Annotated in this window: 16 protein-coding genes; 15 read left to right on the plus strand and 1 reads right to left on the minus strand. The window is 60.1% G+C overall.

The annotated features are described in order from the left end of the window. Positions 1-214 precede the first annotated feature (214 nt). The 4 genes from J3S28_RS27385 to J3S28_RS27400 all read left to right on the plus strand — a co-directional run bounded on the left by J3S28_RS27385 (position 215) and on the right by J3S28_RS27400 (position 4,495). Positions 215-1,480 carry an ABC transporter substrate-binding protein gene (locus tag J3S28_RS27385; protein WP_207844350.1) on the plus strand — a complete coding sequence of 422 codons (1,266 nt, stop codon included), beginning with the start codon at positions 215-217 and terminating at the stop codon, positions 1,478-1,480. 186 nt (positions 1,481-1,666) lie between these two features. Beyond that, on the plus strand, positions 1,667-2,176 hold the full coding sequence (locus J3S28_RS27390) for a VOC family protein (RefSeq protein WP_207844352.1): 510 nt from the start codon (positions 1,667-1,669) through the stop codon (positions 2,174-2,176). Further along, positions 2,173-3,837, plus strand: a complete 1,665-nt coding sequence (locus tag J3S28_RS27395) for an FAD-dependent monooxygenase (RefSeq protein WP_207844354.1) — start codon at positions 2,173-2,175, stop codon at positions 3,835-3,837. Before J3S28_RS27390 ends, J3S28_RS27395 begins: the two co-directional genes overlap by 4 nt. Positions 3,838-3,850: 13 nt before the next feature. After that, entirely contained in the window at positions 3,851-4,495 is a 645-nt protein-coding gene (locus J3S28_RS27400) for a YceI family protein (RefSeq protein WP_307797476.1), read from the plus strand. Positions 4,496-4,605: 110 nt separating this feature from the next. On the opposite strand, the gene J3S28_RS27405 is transcribed toward J3S28_RS27400, so the two are convergent. Further along, positions 4,606-5,187, minus strand: coding sequence for a TetR/AcrR family transcriptional regulator (locus J3S28_RS27405; RefSeq protein ID WP_207844358.1), 582 nt, complete (start codon positions 5,185-5,187; stop codon positions 4,606-4,608). Positions 5,188-5,958: 771 nt separating this feature from the next. Here J3S28_RS27405 and J3S28_RS27410 point away from each other — a divergent pair. The 11 genes from J3S28_RS27410 (at position 5,959) to J3S28_RS27460 (ending at position 16,757) form a co-directional block, all read left to right on the plus strand. Then, complete coding sequence (locus J3S28_RS27410) at positions 5,959-7,227, plus strand: ABC transporter substrate-binding protein (RefSeq protein WP_207844360.1); 1,269 nt, start codon at positions 5,959-5,961, stop codon at positions 7,225-7,227. A gap of 98 nt (positions 7,228-7,325) precedes the next feature. Continuing rightward, a complete protein-coding gene (locus J3S28_RS27415; RefSeq protein WP_207844362.1) occupies positions 7,326-9,338 on the plus strand; it encodes an ABC transporter permease in 2,013 nt (670 codons plus the stop codon). Next, positions 9,289-10,170 carry an ABC transporter ATP-binding protein gene (locus tag J3S28_RS27420; protein ID WP_207844364.1) on the plus strand — a complete coding sequence of 294 codons (882 nt, stop codon included), beginning with the start codon at positions 9,289-9,291 and terminating at the stop codon, positions 10,168-10,170. Before J3S28_RS27415 ends, J3S28_RS27420 begins: the two co-directional genes overlap by 50 nt. After that, on the plus strand, positions 10,167-10,925 hold the full coding sequence (locus tag J3S28_RS27425) for an ABC transporter ATP-binding protein (protein ID WP_207844366.1): 759 nt from the start codon (positions 10,167-10,169) through the stop codon (positions 10,923-10,925). The genes J3S28_RS27420 and J3S28_RS27425 overlap by 4 nt, the downstream gene beginning before the upstream one ends. Before the next feature lie 278 nt (positions 10,926-11,203). Further along, positions 11,204-11,674, plus strand: a complete 471-nt coding sequence (locus tag J3S28_RS27430; RefSeq protein WP_207844368.1) for a nuclear transport factor 2 family protein — start codon at positions 11,204-11,206, stop codon at positions 11,672-11,674. Continuing rightward, complete coding sequence (locus J3S28_RS27435) at positions 11,671-12,579, plus strand: VOC family protein (protein ID WP_207844370.1); 909 nt, start codon at positions 11,671-11,673, stop codon at positions 12,577-12,579. The genes J3S28_RS27430 and J3S28_RS27435 overlap by 4 nt, the downstream gene beginning before the upstream one ends. Beyond that, a complete protein-coding gene (locus J3S28_RS27440; RefSeq protein ID WP_207844372.1) occupies positions 12,576-13,427 on the plus strand; it encodes a cupin domain-containing protein in 852 nt (283 codons plus the stop codon). Before J3S28_RS27435 ends, J3S28_RS27440 begins: the two co-directional genes overlap by 4 nt. After that, positions 13,424-14,191 (plus strand): HpcH/HpaI aldolase family protein, encoded by a 768-nt coding sequence (locus tag J3S28_RS27445; protein WP_207844374.1) that lies wholly within the window; start codon positions 13,424-13,426, stop codon positions 14,189-14,191. The genes J3S28_RS27440 and J3S28_RS27445 overlap by 4 nt, the downstream gene beginning before the upstream one ends. 151 nt (positions 14,192-14,342) lie before the next feature. Next, the gene (locus tag J3S28_RS27450; protein WP_207844376.1) at positions 14,343-15,248 is read left to right on the plus strand and encodes a LysR family transcriptional regulator; all 906 of its coding nucleotides are present in this window, start codon (positions 14,343-14,345) and stop codon (positions 15,246-15,248) included. A 133-nt stretch (positions 15,249-15,381) separates the two neighbouring features. Continuing rightward, positions 15,382-15,852, plus strand: a complete 471-nt coding sequence (locus J3S28_RS27455) for a nuclear transport factor 2 family protein (protein ID WP_207844378.1) — start codon at positions 15,382-15,384, stop codon at positions 15,850-15,852. Next, the gene (locus tag J3S28_RS27460) at positions 15,849-16,757 is read left to right on the plus strand and encodes a VOC family protein (RefSeq protein WP_207844370.1); all 909 of its coding nucleotides are present in this window, start codon (positions 15,849-15,851) and stop codon (positions 16,755-16,757) included. The genes J3S28_RS27455 and J3S28_RS27460 overlap by 4 nt, the downstream gene beginning before the upstream one ends. Positions 16,758-16,769 lie beyond the last annotated feature (12 nt).

The raw sequence follows: 16,769 nt of genomic DNA on the forward strand, positions 1-16,769 counted from the left end.
CATATACGGCGAGCGATCCGCGCGAACGCAGCGAGTTTGACTGATAGTCATTTTTCTCTTGACGGTGCCGCCGCACCGTTGTAATTTGACTGTGGGTCAAATCACTATCGGCCCGCTCAAGTGGCATTCACCACTTTGAACCTTGACTCACCCAGAGTTGGGTCCGCCGTTCGCGGTGACGCCGGCGGTCGCAGCCACAAGGAAGGCGTTAAGTATGCGTGGGAAAACCGGTCGACTAGTGGCAGGGGCTATCGCTGTTGCATGCGTGCTCTCCGTAGTCTCGTGTAGCAGTGACGACGGCGGCGGTGACTCGGAGTCGTCAGCAGTCGTCTCCGAGGCTGGCACCCGAGCGTCGGGTGACCCGATCAGGATCGGCCATTTCAACCCGTCTGAGGGCCCGGCGGCGCAGGCTGGTGTGTCCACCGGGCAGAAAGCGGCAGTCAAGTACATCAACGAACAGTTGGGGGGCATCGGCGGACGTCCGATCGAGGTCATCGATTGCGGTGTGGATCAGGCGGCGCCGGAGTCGACCATCTCCTGCGCGAACCAGTTCGTAGAGGCCGGTGTCGCCGCGGCCGTTGATGGGTACAACGCGGAATCGGTTGCAGCGCTGCCTATCCTGGCGTCGGCACAGATTCCGATGGTGGGGCAGATCGCATTCAATCTGGCCACCGGAGCGCAGGGGGAGAATCGGGTCTATTTCGGTCCTCCTGCCGTATCGTTTCTCGTCGGCTTCATGGAAAATCTCAAGAAGACCGGCAATACGTCGCTGACGATGACAAACTCTGATCTGCCAGGGGCGCATCAACTGTTCGACACGGTTCTGACGCCGCTGAGCAGGCAACTCGGAATTGACTTCAAGGCCGTTTACTACCCCCCGGCAGGACCGAACTTCACCGCGCTTGCCACGACAATGGCGGACGGCAACCCCGCAGCGGCGGGCTTCTTGACTGCGCCGAATGACAACACCTGTACCAAGCTGGCGCAGTCGCTGCGTTCGGTGAAGTATCAGGGCATCATGTTCATGGCCGCGTGCACCGAGTTCATTGATACTCTGGGTGCGCAGGCCGTTGGTGCGCAGACCTACGCACCTACATGGCTCCCGCCGGCCGCGGACAAGGCCCCTGAGCCGGTGCAGAAGAACCTGGCGATAGCCGAGAAATACATCGAGGAACAAGGCGGAACCGGCGGATTCTACGCAATAGGCACCTTCGCCACCTTCGTTGATCTGGTGCAGGGTCTGAACTCGTTGCAGCAGAAAGATTTCACGGGCGCGGCCGTTCTGTCCTCGCTCAAGACCCTGACCGGATACCAGAGCTTCATCGGCCCGGTGCTGAACTGTACCAGCCCTACGAGCCCGAACTGCACGTCAGAGATGATGTTGTTCGATGTGGTGGCAGACAAGAAGACCGAGCCGGTCGGCGGCGGGTTTCTCACTCCCAATCCCGCGATCATGAAGAACGTCCCGGGCGCAGTCTGACCGAACGTCTTTGTCAATGCCCATGCGGGGTGGTCGCTTTGGCGGCCACCCCGCACGTGCGCTGTCATGATCGCCACGGCGCCCGGATGAGTGGGTAGGTAACCAGTCTCTTGACTGTCAGTTATGAGATGACTAGCGTGACATGGACCACTGAACCAGAACACAAAAGAACCGTAGGAGTCGACGATGGCGTCACCTTCAAAACTCGCCCACATAGTCCTGAAGACGAACCAGCTCGACATTCTGCAGAATTGGTACGTACAGGTACTTGATGCGCGGATTGCGTATGCCAGCGACGTCATGTCGTTCATCAGCTACGACGACGAGCACCATCGTGTTGCCTTCGTCTCGACCGGGGCCACAGAGCGTCCCACCGATTCCCATTCCGGCCTCCATCACGTTGCGTTCACATACCACAACTTGGATGGTCTGTTGGACACGTACTTTCGACTCAAGGAGCTCGACATCAACCCTGTCGGGAGTATCAACCATGGTCCCACCACATCGATGTACTACCAGGATCCCGACGGCAACAATGTCGAACTGCAGGTCGACAACTTCGCGACGGCGGAGGCCGCGCAGGAGTACATCGATGCCAACTTCGACACCAATCCCATCGGCGTACCCATCGACCCGGAAGAAATCGCAAGAAGGTACCGTGCCGGTGAATCGTTCGAAGAGCTGGTGCGACTGTGACCGACCGTGAAGAGACCCAGGTTCTCGTCATAGGAGCGGGTCCTGCGGGGCTCGCGACCGCTTATGTTCTCGGGCAGTACGGAATCCCGAGCATAGTTTGTGACCAACACGGCGGTGTTCATCCGCATCCGCGTGCCCACGTCGTCAACACCAGGTCGATGGAAATGTTCCGAGCCTGGGGTGTGGCCGACGCTGTGGCGTCAGATGACCATGCTCTCGACACGAGTCAAGGGATGCGAGTGGTGTGGAGGCACTCCCTTGCAGGTGAAGAGTTCGGCCATATCGACACGTCCGAGGTGCCGGCCGAGAGACTGCGGAGACGGCGTGAAGGGTCGCCGGTGAACACGATCTCTTGCCCGCAAGACCGCATCCAAAGCCTCCTTGTCGGGGCGGTCACCAGTCAGGGAGTCTCGCGCGTCGATTACGACACCCGGGTGGTAGCGGTCGAAGACGGGGCGCACAGCGTGACAGCCACAGTAGAGGTCCAGGGCGCGACCAAGAAGATCACGGCCCAGTATGTGGTGAACGCCGAGGGAGCGGCCGGTAGAGTGCGCGCCGCTCTCGGGATTGACGTCGATGGAGTTCCGAAGCTGGGCGACCAGGTCACCACCTACTTTCACGCTGATCTGAGTAGGTGGACAGGCGATGCTCCGCCGTTACTGAGCTGGGTCGTCAACACCGAGATACAGGGTGTGTTCGTGTCGATGGGTCGCAACCGTTGGACGTTCACCACAGGGTTCGATGCCGATGAAAGTGCTGAAGGGGACTTCACGTCGCAGCGTTGCATCGAAATGATCGAGTCGGCGATCGGATCGACCGATGTCGACGTCGATATCGATGTACGTTCAACTGGGACATGGACACTGGGTGCGACGATTGCCCAGAAGTTCCGTAAGGGACGGGTGTTCCTGGTTGGGGACACCGCCCACCAGTTTCCGCCAACGGGTGGCTTCGGTATGAACACAGGCCTGGGTGATGCGGACAACTTGGCCTGGAAACTTGCTGCCGTCCTTCAGGGCCGCGCGCCCGAACGCCTGCTCGACACCTACGAGTACGAGCGTCAGGCAGTGGCTCGCGCGAACAGCGAGTTCAGCGTCACGAACGCCATCAAGATGGCGGCCACTGGTGTTGGTCCCGCTGCGGGACTGGTCGCCGAGGAACTGGAAAGTGCAGACCCCGCCGTGTCGGCAGCCGTCCGTGACCGCCTGAAGTCTGAGATCCCGAACCAGTTACCGCATTTCGATGACATCGACTTGGAAATCGGATACGTGTATGGTCCGTCCACGGACAAGGACGCCATCACGGCCCCGATTGTCGGAGGGCGGCTTCCGCACAAGTGGATCACGCGAGATGGTGCCGAAGAGTCAACCCTTGATCTGCTCGGTCCCCGATTCACTCTGATCGCCGGCCCAGCCTGGACTGCGTTGGCCGAGCAGGATCTTCGCGTCGGGTCCGAAGTTGTGCAACTGCTCGTCGAGGGTCGGGATTTCGGCTTCACCGACGCCGCAAAGACGCTTGGGGTGGACGAAGGCGGGGCTGTCTTGGTCAGACCTGACGGCCACATCGTGTGGATCGGTGACCACCTGCCATCTGACCCTGCCGAGGCGCTGGCGTCAGCCATCGACGATTTATACTGCAGCGCAACGGGCTTGGTACGATGAGCTTCACTTGGGCGTGGCGGTGCCATCCGGATCTTCCTGGACGTGTATCACCGGCGTATTGAGCCAAGGCCGTCGCGTATCAATCACCGACATGTCGTCGGCCCTGTTTTGTGAGGAGCAAGAGTTGACAGTACTTGACGTCGTCGCCAGTAATCCGGACTCGGTCGGTAAGTACGCACTGATGACCGACCAGTCCAGCATCGAGTTCAAGGGAAGATCGCTCTGGGGCCTACTGCGCGTCAGGGGGCGGTTCACAGACATCTCTGGTCACGGGGAGTTGTTCGAGCAGGGGAATGTGCTCGGCGAACTCATTGTGGATTCGGCCTCTATCAGCACCGGGATCGGTAAGCGGGATGAGCATCTTCGGTCGCCGGATTTCTTCGATACGGCACGCTTCCCCCTCATCTCCGTAAATGTCACAGGACTGCGACAGCTCCCGTCGCAGGAGCTAATGATCGATGTGGCCATATGGGTCAAGGGCGTGGTCGAGAACATCTCCATTCCTGTCACTGTGACGGTGGTCGACGATCGCGTCATTCACGTGCAGGCAGCGGCGACAATCGATCGGACAAACTTCGGTGTGGACGCCAACCAGTTGGGGATGGTATCCGACTCGGTGGATGTGTCAGCCGATCTCCGGTTTCGCAAGACCGGGTGACGACGAGACTCCAGTAGTCGAAATCCGCGTAGTGTGTTGGTCGCCTTTCTTTGGCGAAACACGTTGCACGACTTAGTATGTGTGGAGCCTGGCTCGTGAGATCGATCTGGTCATTTTCTCCGTAGTGGCGTCACGGTAGCTGCACCGATGACTGCGGCCACTGTCATATCGAGATAGTACGAAGCAGGTTTCTCGATGCGGCGGACGCTGACCATCAGGCCTTCGAAGAACAGGTGTGCCGCTTCGGTCATCCTGACCAGATCGGCACCGTGGGGGGCGTTGTCCGCTACGACGGCCATGAAGCGCTCTTCCAGCCAAAGCTGGGTGTCAGCGTAGACCGCCCTGAGCGCCTCGCTGTCGTCCATTCTTTCGTAGGCCTCGCGGTGCAGACTCCGGAAAGGCGCGAGGGTTTCGAAGAACTCGTTCAGCTCACCGTAGGGATCCCCCGCGATCGACGGGTCGGCCTCTATTTCTCGACGAGTGTCCGCGAACATCTGGTCGAGGGCCGCTGCGAATAGGTCATCTTTGGTCGCGTAGTACCAGTGCACGGCGGCAGTTGTGAGGCCGGCGGCCCTGCCGACAGCTGCAACACTGGTCGCCCGGTACCCGAACTCTGTGAACAGTGTCACGGCGCAGTCGACCACGGCCGCCGCGCGCTCGGCCTTCGGTACCGTCTGATTGTTCCTGGGCATGACACGGATCCTAGCGTCAACCCGTATCCTCCTATCGTTTTGACGATGACCGCATTCGCCGCGCGGGGTTGACTTGACTGCCAGTCAAAAGCTACCCTTTCGGTGTGCCAGATCACACCCGTGCCTGGCCGACTGTTCGTAGTCAGCCGTCGATGCCTTGAAACCGCAAACTCGGCCGTGGTACTTGGCGAACCTTGGAGAACGGGCATTGATTGCTTCGACCGATCAATCCATCGAATATCGATCTTGATTACCGAGTCACACCGAGTGAGCATCGTGGGAGGCGCTTGAGTCGTATGACGCGAAGGCGATGGAGGGCCCGGAGCCCGTCCGGACCTGCCGCGGTACTCGAGGTGGTGAATCCTGCGCGCCGTCGTTCCGATTGGTCAATCATGCTCACGCGCAGATTAATTCACGCCGCCAATCGCAGTCCTGTGCTAACCGATCGCGATGCGACGGGACCGGCCCTGGTTCGTGTCACAACCGGGCCGTAACCCTGTATGGAGGATTCGTCCCTGCTGGGGCGAGTTGTACGCGCAACAAGCAATTCATCGACAGATCCGACCAATCACCCTGGTAGAGCGTCCAATTCGAGGTCCAGAACTGGCCGAATCGTATTGACTACGGAGGATCTCTCAAGCTAATTTGCTTGTGGCTCAGATCACTTCTGAAGCCGTCCAGTGGTTCAGTCCACATGGACTCCAATCTCTTTAGCTGACCGGACCGTCCGGGTAGATGCGACGGCCGCAGCCGCCTAGGAAGGCGTGGAAAATGCGTAGGAATACTGGTCGACTACTGGCAGGGGCCATCGCTGTCGCGTGTGCGCTCTCTGTGGTCTCGTGTAGTAGCGACAGCGATGATGGGGGAGGGTCGGCATCGCAGACGGTCGCCACCGAAGGTGGCACGAAGGCTTCGGGCGACCCGATCAAGGTCGGCCTCTTCAACCCGTCGAAAGGGCCGCTCGCGCAACCTGGTGTAGCCGTCGGGCAGAAGGCTGCTGTGACCTACATCAACGAGCAAATCGGCGGAATCGGTGGTCGGCCCATCGAAGTTGTCGACTGCGGGATCGACCAGACCTCACCGGAGTCGACCATTGCCTGCGCCAACCAGTTCGTCGAGGCCGGCGTAGTTGCCGCGATTGACGGAAACGATGTCGAGGCCGCCGCGGCGATGCCGATCCTGACGTCAGCGGGTATCCCGATGATCGGACAGACTCCCTACAACGCCGCCGTCGGAGCGGAGACCGAGAATCGCGTCTACTTCGGCCCGCCGCCGGCGGCCTTCCTCGTCGGATTTCTGCAGTCATTGAAGGAGGAGGGCAAAGACTCGGTGACGATGGGCAACGCAGACGTCCCCCAGGCCCATTTGATCTACGACAGCTTGATGGTGCCGCTCACCGCGCAGTTCGGTATCGAAACCAAGAACGTGTACTACCCGCCGGCGGGGCCCAACTTCACTGCGTTGGCGACCACCCTCTCTGAAGGTGCGCCGGCAGCTGCAGGCGTCATGAACGTTCAGAACGACAACTTCTGCACGAAGTTGGCGCAGTCGATGCGGTCGGTGAAGTACAAGGGCACCTTGTTCCTGGCGAACTGCACCGAGTTCATCGACAGCATGGGCGCTCAGGCGGTTGGTGCACGCACCTACTCGCCCAACTGGTTGCCCCCGGCAATCGAATCAGCACCCGAAGCCACCCAAAAGAACATGGCGATCGCTGAGCAGTTCATCGACGAAGCAGGCGGTGAGGCCGGTTATCACTCGCTGGGCATGTTCGCGACATTTGTCGATTTCGCGCAGGGCCTGAACTCGTTGCAGCAGAAAGACTTCACGGGACCGGCGATTGTGTCGGCGCTCAAGGGTCTGACGAACTATCAGAGCTTCCTCGGTCCGGTACTGGACTGCACAAGCCCGACGAGCCCGAACTGCACCTCGGAAGTACTTCTTTTCGATGTGGTCGCTGACAAGAAGACCGAGCCGTTTGGTGGCGGGTTCACCCAGCCGGATCCCGCAGTACTGAAACTGATCCCGGGCGCTGTCTGATTCGTTCGTTCGATCGCGGGGTGACCGATGAACAGGTCACCCCGCGGTTCTCAATTCTGTTTCGCGTCTTATCGGGCGCCCTTAGTCAGTGAGTGATAATGGGTCAATTTCTACAATTTGTTTCGCTGGGTTTGTCAACCGGCGCCGTCTATGCGGTTCTGGCTTCGTCATTGGTGGGCGTATACGCAGCGACCGGGATTCTGAACTTCGCGCAGGGCGCCTTCGCGCTGTGGTCGGTGTACGTGGTGGCCGCTTTACGCAGCGAGGGCGTGCTGGTCCTCCCAGTGGGGTCGATCTCGATGGGCGGTGAGGAAAGCCCCCCGTCGACGTTCGTAGCAGTGGTGATCGGCGTGGTGTCCGCGGTGGTATGGGCGCTGATCGCGCACTATCTGATATTCCGGCCGTTGCGACGCGCCCCGGTGCTGGCGCAGGTGGTTGCGTCGGTGGGGTTGATGGTGTCCTTGCAGGCGTTGGTGCACTTGCGTTTCGATACCGAGAATCTGTTGCCACTGCCGGTGCTACCCGAGTCGACGTTCGAAGTCGCCGGCGCGGTGATCAATTGGTCCGACTTGTTGCTGGCTGGTATCGCGATACTGATCGCTGCGTTGTTCTGGGCCTATTTCCGACTCACCACATTCGGGGTGGCCACCCGTGCGGGTTCAGAAGACGAGCTGGCTGCCAGGCTCAGTGGCTACGCGCCGGATCGGCTGGCCGCGATTGTGTGGATGCTGGGCGGTGCGGCATCGGGGCTCATCGGCATTCTGGGTGCTTTCACGATCGGTTTGAATGTTTCGACGTATACGTTCTTCGTCATCCCCGCGCTCGCCGTGGCGCTGTTGGGTCGTCTGACTTCCTTTGGTGTCGCATGCGCGGCAGGTCTGTTTCTGGGGTCGTTCCAAGCGGTGATCGTGTGGTTGGCGACAAAGGAGTGGTGGCCCAGTTGGGCACAAACCGGTCTCGGTGAAGCGGTGCCTTTTGTGATCGTCGTCGTGGCATTGTTCCTGCTGGGCGGGCGGATTCCGTCGCGGGGCTCGTTGGGCGAAGTGAAGATGCCGGCGGTGAAGATCCCGCAGATCAAGGCGATCCCGACGGTGGCTGTCATCGGTGTGGTGGTTGTGGCGATTGTGCTGACCGACGGTTCGTGGCGGTACGGAGTCGTCACTTCGGTGATCCTGTCGCTGATCTCCCTGTCGCTGGTGTTGTTGACCGGCTATCTGGGGCAGATTTCGTTGGCATCGATGGCGTTCGCCGGTGCTGCAGGGTTCGCGCTGTCGAAGATCACGACCAACTGGTCGGTGCCATTTCCGCTCACCATTGTGTTGTCGGCGCTGGCTGCCACCGCTCTGGGTGTTCTGGTGGGTATCCCCGCTCTCCGCATCCGGGGAGCGCAGCTGGCCGTTGTCACGTTGGCCGCAGCACTGGCCATTCAGAGTTTCGTCTTCAACAATCCTTCTCTGACGCCCTATGAGGGCAACATGATCGAGGACCCATCATTGTTCGGGGTGGATCTCGGCGTGCGCGATGGCACCACATTGGTGACGTTGCCATTCGCGTTCATGGTGTTGGCGGTCGTTGCATTGTGCACCTTGATGGTCATGCGGTGGATGGGCGGCTCGACGGGTCGGGCCTTCCTGGCCGTTCGGTCCAACGAGCGCGCTGCGGCGTCGGTCGGTATCAACGTCGCGACGACAAAACTTCTGGGATTCGCGTTGTCGGCGTTCTTGGCCGGGGTCGGCGGTTGCCTGTTGGGCTATAGCCGTGGTCAGTTGTCGGCTGGTTCGTTCACTGTGGTGATCGGCCTGACTTTGTTGGCGATGACCTATGTCGGTGGGATCACGTCGGTGACGGGTGCTTTCATCGCCGGGGTGGCCGGCCCGTTGGGCGTGGCGTACACGTTCCTGAATGACACCGTGGACCTGGGTGAGTATTACGAACTCCTGGCTGGTCTGGGGCTGTTGACGATGGCGGTGCTCCACCCTGTGGGTATTGCCGGGGCGGTCGCCGAACTCGTCGCAACTGTCCGGGGTCGGTTCAGTGGTGGTGGTCGTAAATCAGTCTCCGATGGAGTCGATTCGAGTTCTGTTGTGTCGAAGGAGAGTGCACGTGTCTGATCCGGTGGAGTTGTTGCGCACTGACGGTCTGGGGGTGCGGTACGGCGGTGTGGCGGCCAATAGTGATATCGACATCACCGTCAACGCTGGAGAGATCGTCGGGTTGATCGGTCCGAACGGGGCAGGCAAGACCACATTTGTCGATGCAGTGACCGGTTTCACCTCGGCCACCGGCGGCGTGAGCTTGGGTGGGGTGCAACTGGAACACGCCAGTGCACATCGACGCCGTGCGGCAGGAATGGCGCGTACGTGGCAGGCAGGTGAGTTGTTCGCTGACCTGACGGTGGCGCAGAACCTGGCCGTGGCCGTGCAACGGGTGGGTTTGCGCGCGCTGTTCTGGGACATTGTCAACGGGTCTCGGCCCCCCGTGACCACCATCGACACCGCCCTGGCGACTGTCGGTTTGACCGAGGTGGCTGACCGTTTCCCGGGTGAGCTGGCTTTGGGGCAGCAGAAGCTGGTCGGGGTGGCTCGAGCGTTGGTGGGGGGCACGCGGCTGGTCTTACTCGATGAACCGGCCGCGGGCTTGGACACGCATGAAAGCGCGGAGTTCGGGTCTGAGTTACACAAGATCGCAGATTCGGGAGTCGGGGTGTTGCTGATCGATCACGACATGTCCCTCGTCCTCGACGTGTGTGATCGGCTGTATGTGCTGGATTTCGGTAAAGTCATCGCTGCCGGTACCCCCGCTGAGATTCGAGACGATCCAGCTGTGGTGGCCGCCTACCTCGGCGCACCCACTGAGAACACTGATCCTTCCGAACCGTCTGAGCCACTCAGCTTGTCTGAGGCCGTACGTTCAGCTCCTTCAACTCCTGAGGTCCGACCATGAGTGCGACAATCGAACACGAAACGACGCAGCACGCTGACGCGGTGTTGGACATCGACGGAATCACCGTCGGTTACGGCGGGGTCCCGGCGGTGCGTGAAGTCTCGATGACAGTTCGGCCAGGCCAGATCATGGCCGTGCTCGGGCCGAACGGCGCAGGCAAGACGACGACCCTGTTGGCCGCGGTAGGCGCTTTGGCGACGATGTCGGGCGAAATCACCGCTTTCGGAGCTCCACTTGATCGGCGGGTCGAAAAAAACGCCCGCCGTGGTCTGACCCTGGTTCCCGACAATCGAGGCGTGTTCCACAAACTGACTGTGGCCGACAATCTGCGTCTGGCAAAGCGATCCGGCGGTCTCGGCACTGACGATGTGTTTGCCTACTTCCCGAAACTGAAGTCCCTCAAAGCCCGTCGCTGCGGCAACCTCTCGGGCGGCGAACAGCAAATGCTGGCCTTGGCCAAGGCGCTTCTGTCAGGACCCAAAGTCTTGCTGATCGACGAACTGAGCATGGGACTGTCTCCGATAGCCGTTAAAGACCTGCTGCCGAGACTTCGCAGTATTGCCGACGACCAGAATATGGCCATTGTTCTGGTTGAACAGCACATCGATTTGGCACTCGGAATTGCTGATTCGGCAGTCGTCCTCCACCACGGGCGGGTTGCGCTCGAGGGAACTGCGCAAAGCCTACGAAGCCAACGACACCTCGTCGAGGCCGCGTACTTCGGACGTACCGGGCAGCCTGCCGAATCCAATTGATTTGATTCGGTAGGTGGTCGGGAAAGGCCGCGGCTCAGATCGACACGTGTGCGGTCATGGGCCGCGGCCTTCGAAGTCGTGTGACGGATCCTTTTGTTCAAATCGTTCATCGTCACCTATTCTTTGTTCCGGGCGACGGCTGAATTTCCCGCGTGATTGATTGGTCCTGCCGATCAGTTGTTGGTGGGTTGGCCGTTGATGTGGGGGTGGCTGGGGCTTCATCATCGGTAGGACGGGCTCGCTTCCGCGGGTGTGTTCTCCGTAGATGTAGGTGGTCAATGATGATCTCTGGTCAGGCTGTCCATGATGTGCTGGCGGCGTTTTGGTTCGATGTTGATCATCGTGACGGTGTGGGGGCGCACCTGTTTTTCGTCGCTGATGGGGAGTTGGCGTTCGAGTCTGCGCGGTTTCGTGGTCGGGATGAGATCAGGGCTGTGTATGCGGACAGGGTTGCTCGTGGGCCGCGTGTGAGTCGGCATGTGATGAGCAATGTTCATGTGGTTTCTCGTGAAGACGACTCCGTCGAAGTGGTGTCGTCGGTGTGTCTGTATGCGCAGGATGGTCATGCTCCTGGGTCGCGGGTGATTCCGGTGGGTGTGTCAGATGTCTTTGATCAGTTGGTGTCCACGTCGGATGGTTTGTTGATCGTGAGTCGGTCGATTGTGAATCAGTTCGTGAGTTCGGATGCTGAGTTCGCGGTGCCAATGCAGGCCCGTGTCGCCAATGTCAGTGAAAGGTTAGAACGATGATTACCCGTGTTTCTTCGGTCACGTATGAGGTGCCCGATGTTGAGGCCTCGATTGGTTTTTATGAGCGTCATGTTGGGCTCACTGTGACCGAACGTATCGGTGCGAGTGTGTATTTGAGGGCCAAGTCTTCCCATCATGATTTGGTGTTGGTGGCTTCGGACAGTGCTGAGTGTGTGTTGCATTCGTTGAACTTCGAGTCCGACGATGTCGCTGCGGATGTGGAGCGTGCGGTCGGTGCGGGGTCGAAAGATCTCGGGGTGGTCGAGCACGGCGGGGTTGAGGTTGCGCATCTGCTCGAGGCTCCTGGTGGGTTCGGGTTTCGTATTCATTCGACGGTGGAGCAGGTGCAGGCTGCGCCTGAGTCGAATTTGGCTCAGCCGATGCACTTTTCGCATTTCAATATCGGTGTGCCAGATGCTGCCGGCGCGATTGCGTTCTTCGTTGATGGTTTGGGGTTGCGTAATTCGGATTGGATCGGTAGCGCCGAGAATCCGATGATCGGTTGGTTGCATTGTCCGGTTGATGGGGCTTTGCATCATGGGGTTGCGGTCCTGCAGACCGAGGATGTTCGGTTGCATCATATTTCGTATGAGTATGAAAACGCGGCCGAGATCATTGATCGTGTTGACGATTATGTGGATGACTCGCATTTTCTGGTGTGGGGCATGGGCCGGCACGGCACGGGTGGCAGCATCTTCGCCTATATCGAGGATGTGTCGGGCGTGATGGTCGAGTTGGGGACCGGGATGATCCGGATCGGTGCCGATCCGCGGTGGGATGGGCCCAAGGTGTGGGCGCCGGATGATCCGCGTGGTGTCGATGAATGGGGTTCGAGTGTTCCTGAGGCGTGGATGGGAAAGCGAACCGCAGTGGCCACTCCTTCGACCTTGGTGAGCAAAGCATGAACACACAGAACGTGATTGCCAACCCCCAGTACATCGACTTGCACGGCGAGGCTTCCACTTCGACCGCGGCGGGTGGACGATCCTGGACCGTGCGCGGGAACAACTACGCGCTCGAGTACGTCGAGGCTGCTGCGGGAGATGTGTTCAGTTACGAATCCGCGTGCGAGCACGTCATGATCGTGCCGGATGACGGCGTCGACCTCCAGATCAGCTCGCTCGGGCAGCAGGTGCGGGTGACTGAAGCCGCGGTGGTGGTACTACCCGCGGGCGCCACAGAGCTGGCGGTCGGCGGTGACATGCGATTTGTTTCGCTCGTCGACAATCGCGATACGCACAGGACCGGTTCCGCATTGAACCAGGAAAGTTACCGAGAGCCGGACCCGAGGGTGTCGGGGATCAAGGTCGCGGCACGGCGCGAGCCCAGCACCGGCCCTGAAGTCTTCGCCCTCTCTGCGTACCCGCCTGAGCCCGGTCGCTTCGGCACGATCTTTCAGTCGGAGACGTTCTTGGTCAATCTTCTTGACCTTCAGCAGGGCCCGCGTGACGCGACGAAGCTGTCACCCCACCACCATGACGATTTCGAACAGTGCTCGCTGGCGCTCGCAGGTGTCTGGACACACCACCTCCGAACTCCATGGGGACCGGATAAGTCCCAGTGGCGGGACGACGAGCATCGCACCATCGGCAGTCCCTCGGTGACCATCATCCCCCCGCCGCTCGTTCATACGAGCGAGGCAGTGGGTGAAGGGGCCAATCGGTTGATCGACGTCTTCTGCCCGATTCGCCAGGACTTCATCGACAAGGGTTGGGTGCTGAACAGCACGAATTATGACGAGGTTCAGTGGTGAACCCCTTCCCCGGCCTCCCCGCTCACCGAGCGGGGCTCGGAGCTTGGATCAAGCTACCGGCGATCGAATCCGTGGAGCTCATGGCGGAGGCAGGAATGGACTCGGTTGTCATCGACCTCGAGCATTCGGCTCTCTCGATCGAGACCGCGTCATCTCTCGTGTCGGTCGCTCTGGGCAGAGGACTGATCCCGATGGTCCGCGTTCCCGATCATTCCCCGTCATGGATCCAGCGTTGCCTCGACCTCGGGGCAAGGGCCGTTGTCGTACCGCACGTGGATTCGGTCGAACAAGCGCGGGCGCTGCAGCAATCCTCCCGCTTCGAACCCAGGGGTCGCCGAGGGATGGGGCCCACTACCCGCGCGGGCGGTTGGAACCTTTCCGGACCGGAACCGTACCTGGCGACCGAACGCGCCATTGCCGTGGTCGTACAAATCGAGTCGGCGGAGGGCATGGCAGCGCTACCGGACATGCTTGCAACGTCGGTGGCGGACGGAGTCCTGCTCGGCGCAGCCGACCTGTCCATGTCACTTGGCCTGGCGATGGATGATCCGAAGGTGTTCGACCTGATGTCGGGTGCACTCGAGCACTGCGTCAAACATGGAGTTCCCTGTGCTCTCGCCATGGGTGCCGACGGCGCCGCTGCAGTCAGATCGGCTCAACGCGGTTTCAGCTTGATCATCGCCGGCAACGACGCGACCATGCTCGGCGCAGCAGCACGGCAGGTCGTCACCTCGGCCAAAGCCCTCGCTGACGCGCCATCGTGAACAGACCCGGGTCTCAGTTGCCGCTTCGAATCGCGCGCTGACGTCGATGCCCGAATCGCACCAAAGAGATGAGGTTCAAACCGTTTCGCGACGTCGACGTTACGCTTCGGGGAGTAGATCGTATTCCTGAACCGGTTCGACGGGGTAACTGATGAACTTGCGTGACCTTGAGATCTTTTTTGCTGTGGCCGACGAGCTTCATTTCGGTCGCGCAGCCGAGTCGCTCCGGCTGAGTCAGGCAAGCGTCAGCGAGGCCGTGGCGCGGTTAGAACGTGCCTTGGGCGCACCGCTCTTCTACAGAACCACGCGCAAGGTGGCCATCACCGAGTTCGGTTTCAGGGTGCTCGCGACCACACGACCGGCGTACACGAACCTCTATGAGGCGTACGGGCGCGCGGTTGCGGACGGGCGACACCGGGGAGAGATCCGTTTGGGTCACACACCCGAGCTCGGACAAGCGATGCTGCCTGGGCTGGTCCGGATGGGCGAGCAGACGGGTAGCAACACACCACCGCCATGGCGACCGTTCACCATGCACACCCGCGAACAGGTCGTGGCACTCCAAGCGGGCACGATCGACATAGGCCTGTGTTGGGAACCGTCGGTCGGTGATCAGGTGACCCGGCTCGTATTGGCAGCTTCGCCCTTGGTCGCGATCATCCGCGACGACGATCCGCTGGCCGAGGACTCTTCTCCGATCGCATTGGCGGAGCTGACCGGCCGGCAGCTCGTGGTCTCACCGCGTTCAGAGAATCCGGCGGCCTTCGCGCGTATAGGGCACGGGTTCAGGAAGGCTGGAATCGACCCGGACACCATCACCGAGGTCAACCACTACGACAGTGTGTCCGTCCACGTCGCGCAAGGCTACGGCGTGGGTATCCATCCCGTGGTCGCTGTGGGTCTGAATCGTTTCCCCAACTTGGTGTTTCGGACGGTGTCCGACGACGATGTCGCGTTGAATGTGTGCGCAATCGTCATGACTGCCACCGCGACCTCGGAGACCACTCGGATGCTCGATGCACTGCGGTCGGTGGCGTCGCGGGTCGTTGGTTTGTAAGGTTCGCGCGATTGATTGGCCCTGCCGATCAATTGTTGGTGGGTTGGCCGTTGATGTGGGGGTGGCTGGGGCTTCATCATCGGTAGGACGGGCTCGCTTCCGCGGGTGTGTTCTCCGTAGATGTAGGTGGTCAATGATGATCTCTAGTCAGGCTGTCCATGATGTGCTGGCGGCGTTTTGGTTCGATGTTGATCATCGTGACGGTGTGGGGGCGCACCTGTTTTTCGTCGCTGATGGGGAGTTGGCGTTCGAGTCTGCGCGGTTTCGTGGTCGGGATGAGATCAGGGCTGTGTATGCGGACAGGGTTGCTCGTGGGCCGCGTGTGAGTCGGCATGTGATGAGCAATGTTCATGTGGTTTCTCGTGAAGACGACTCCGTCGAAGTGGTGTCGTCGGTGTGTCTGTATGCGCAGGATGGTCATGCTCCTGGGTCGCGGGTGATTCCGGTGGGTGTGTCAGATGTCTTTGATCAGTTGGTGTCCACGTCGGATGGTTTGTTGATCGTGAGTCGGTCGATTGTGAATCAGTTCGTGAGTTCGGATGCTGAGTTCGCGGTGCCAATGCAGGCCCGTGTCGCCAATGTCAGTGAAAGGTTAGAACGATGATTACCCGTGTTTCTTCGGTCACGTATGAGGTGCCCGATGTTGAGGCCTCGATTGGTTTTTATGAGCGTCATGTTGGGCTCACTGTGACCGAACGTATCGGTGCGAGTGTGTATTTGAGGGCCAAGTCTTCCCATCATGATTTGGTGTTGGTGGCTTCGGACAGTGCTGAGTGTGTGTTGCATTCGTTGAACTTCGAGTCCGACGATGTCGCTGCGGATGTGGAGCGTGCGGTCGGTGCGGGGTCGAAAGATCTCGGGGTGGTCGAGCACGGCGGGGTTGAGGTTGCGCATCTGCTCGAGGCTCCTGGTGGGTTCGGGTTTCGTATTCATTCGACGGTGGAGCAGGTGCAGGCTGCGCCTGAGTCGAATTTGGCTCAGCCGATGCACTTTTCGCATTTCAATATCGGTGTGCCAGATGCTGCCGGCGCGATTGCGTTCTTCGTTGATGGTTTGGGGTTGCGTAATTCGGATTGGATCGGTAGCGCCGAGAATCCGATGATCGGTTGGTTGCATTGTCCGGTTGATGGGGCTTTGCATCATGGGGTTGCGGTCCTGCAGACCGAGGATGTTCGGTTGCATCATATTTCGTATGAGTATGAAAACGCGGCCGAGATCATTGATCGTGTTGACGATTATGTGGATGACTCGCATTTTCTGGTGTGGGGCATGGGCCGGCACGGCACGGGTGGCAGCATCTTCGCCTATATCGAGGATGTGTCGGGCGTGATGGTCGAGTTGGGGACCGGGATGATCCGGATCGGTGCCGATCCGCGGTGGGATGGGCCCAAGGTGTGGGCGCCGGATGATCCGCGTGGTGTCGATGAATGGGGTTCGAGTGTTCCTGAGGCGTGGATGGGAAAGCGAACCGCAGTGGCCACTCCTTCGACCTTGGTGAGCAAAGCATGAACACACAGAACG

Source organism: Williamsia soli (assembly GCF_017377795.1).
Lineage (GTDB): Bacteria > Actinomycetota > Actinomycetes > Mycobacteriales > Mycobacteriaceae > Williamsia > Williamsia soli.

Bases quoted from the DNA above. Each gene is read 5' to 3' on its own strand.
- J3S28_RS27385 (WP_207844350.1), top strand. From the start codon at position 215: ATGCGTGGGAAAACCGGTCGACTAGTGGCAGGGGCTATCGCTGTTGCA.
- J3S28_RS27390 (WP_207844352.1), top strand. From the start codon at position 1,667: ATGGCGTCACCTTCAAAACTCGCCCACATAGTCCTGAAGACGAACCAG.
- J3S28_RS27405 (WP_207844358.1), bottom strand. From the start codon at position 5,187: ATGCCCAGGAACAATCAGACGGTACCGAAGGCCGAGCGCGCGGCGGCC.
- J3S28_RS27410 (WP_207844360.1), top strand. From the start codon at position 5,959: ATGCGTAGGAATACTGGTCGACTACTGGCAGGGGCCATCGCTGTCGCG.
- J3S28_RS27415 (WP_207844362.1), top strand. From the start codon at position 7,326: ATGGGTCAATTTCTACAATTTGTTTCGCTGGGTTTGTCAACCGGCGCC.
- J3S28_RS27420 (WP_207844364.1), top strand. From the start codon at position 9,289: ATGGAGTCGATTCGAGTTCTGTTGTGTCGAAGGAGAGTGCACGTGTCT.
- J3S28_RS27425 (WP_207844366.1), top strand. From the start codon at position 10,167: ATGAGTGCGACAATCGAACACGAAACGACGCAGCACGCTGACGCGGTG.
- J3S28_RS27430 (WP_207844368.1), top strand. From the start codon at position 11,204: ATGATGATCTCTGGTCAGGCTGTCCATGATGTGCTGGCGGCGTTTTGG.
- J3S28_RS27435 (WP_207844370.1), top strand. From the start codon at position 11,671: ATGATTACCCGTGTTTCTTCGGTCACGTATGAGGTGCCCGATGTTGAG.
- J3S28_RS27440 (WP_207844372.1), top strand. From the start codon at position 12,576: ATGAACACACAGAACGTGATTGCCAACCCCCAGTACATCGACTTGCAC.
- J3S28_RS27450 (WP_207844376.1), top strand. From the start codon at position 14,343: ATGAACTTGCGTGACCTTGAGATCTTTTTTGCTGTGGCCGACGAGCTT.
- J3S28_RS27455 (WP_207844378.1), top strand. From the start codon at position 15,382: ATGATGATCTCTAGTCAGGCTGTCCATGATGTGCTGGCGGCGTTTTGG.
- J3S28_RS27460 (WP_207844370.1), top strand. From the start codon at position 15,849: ATGATTACCCGTGTTTCTTCGGTCACGTATGAGGTGCCCGATGTTGAG.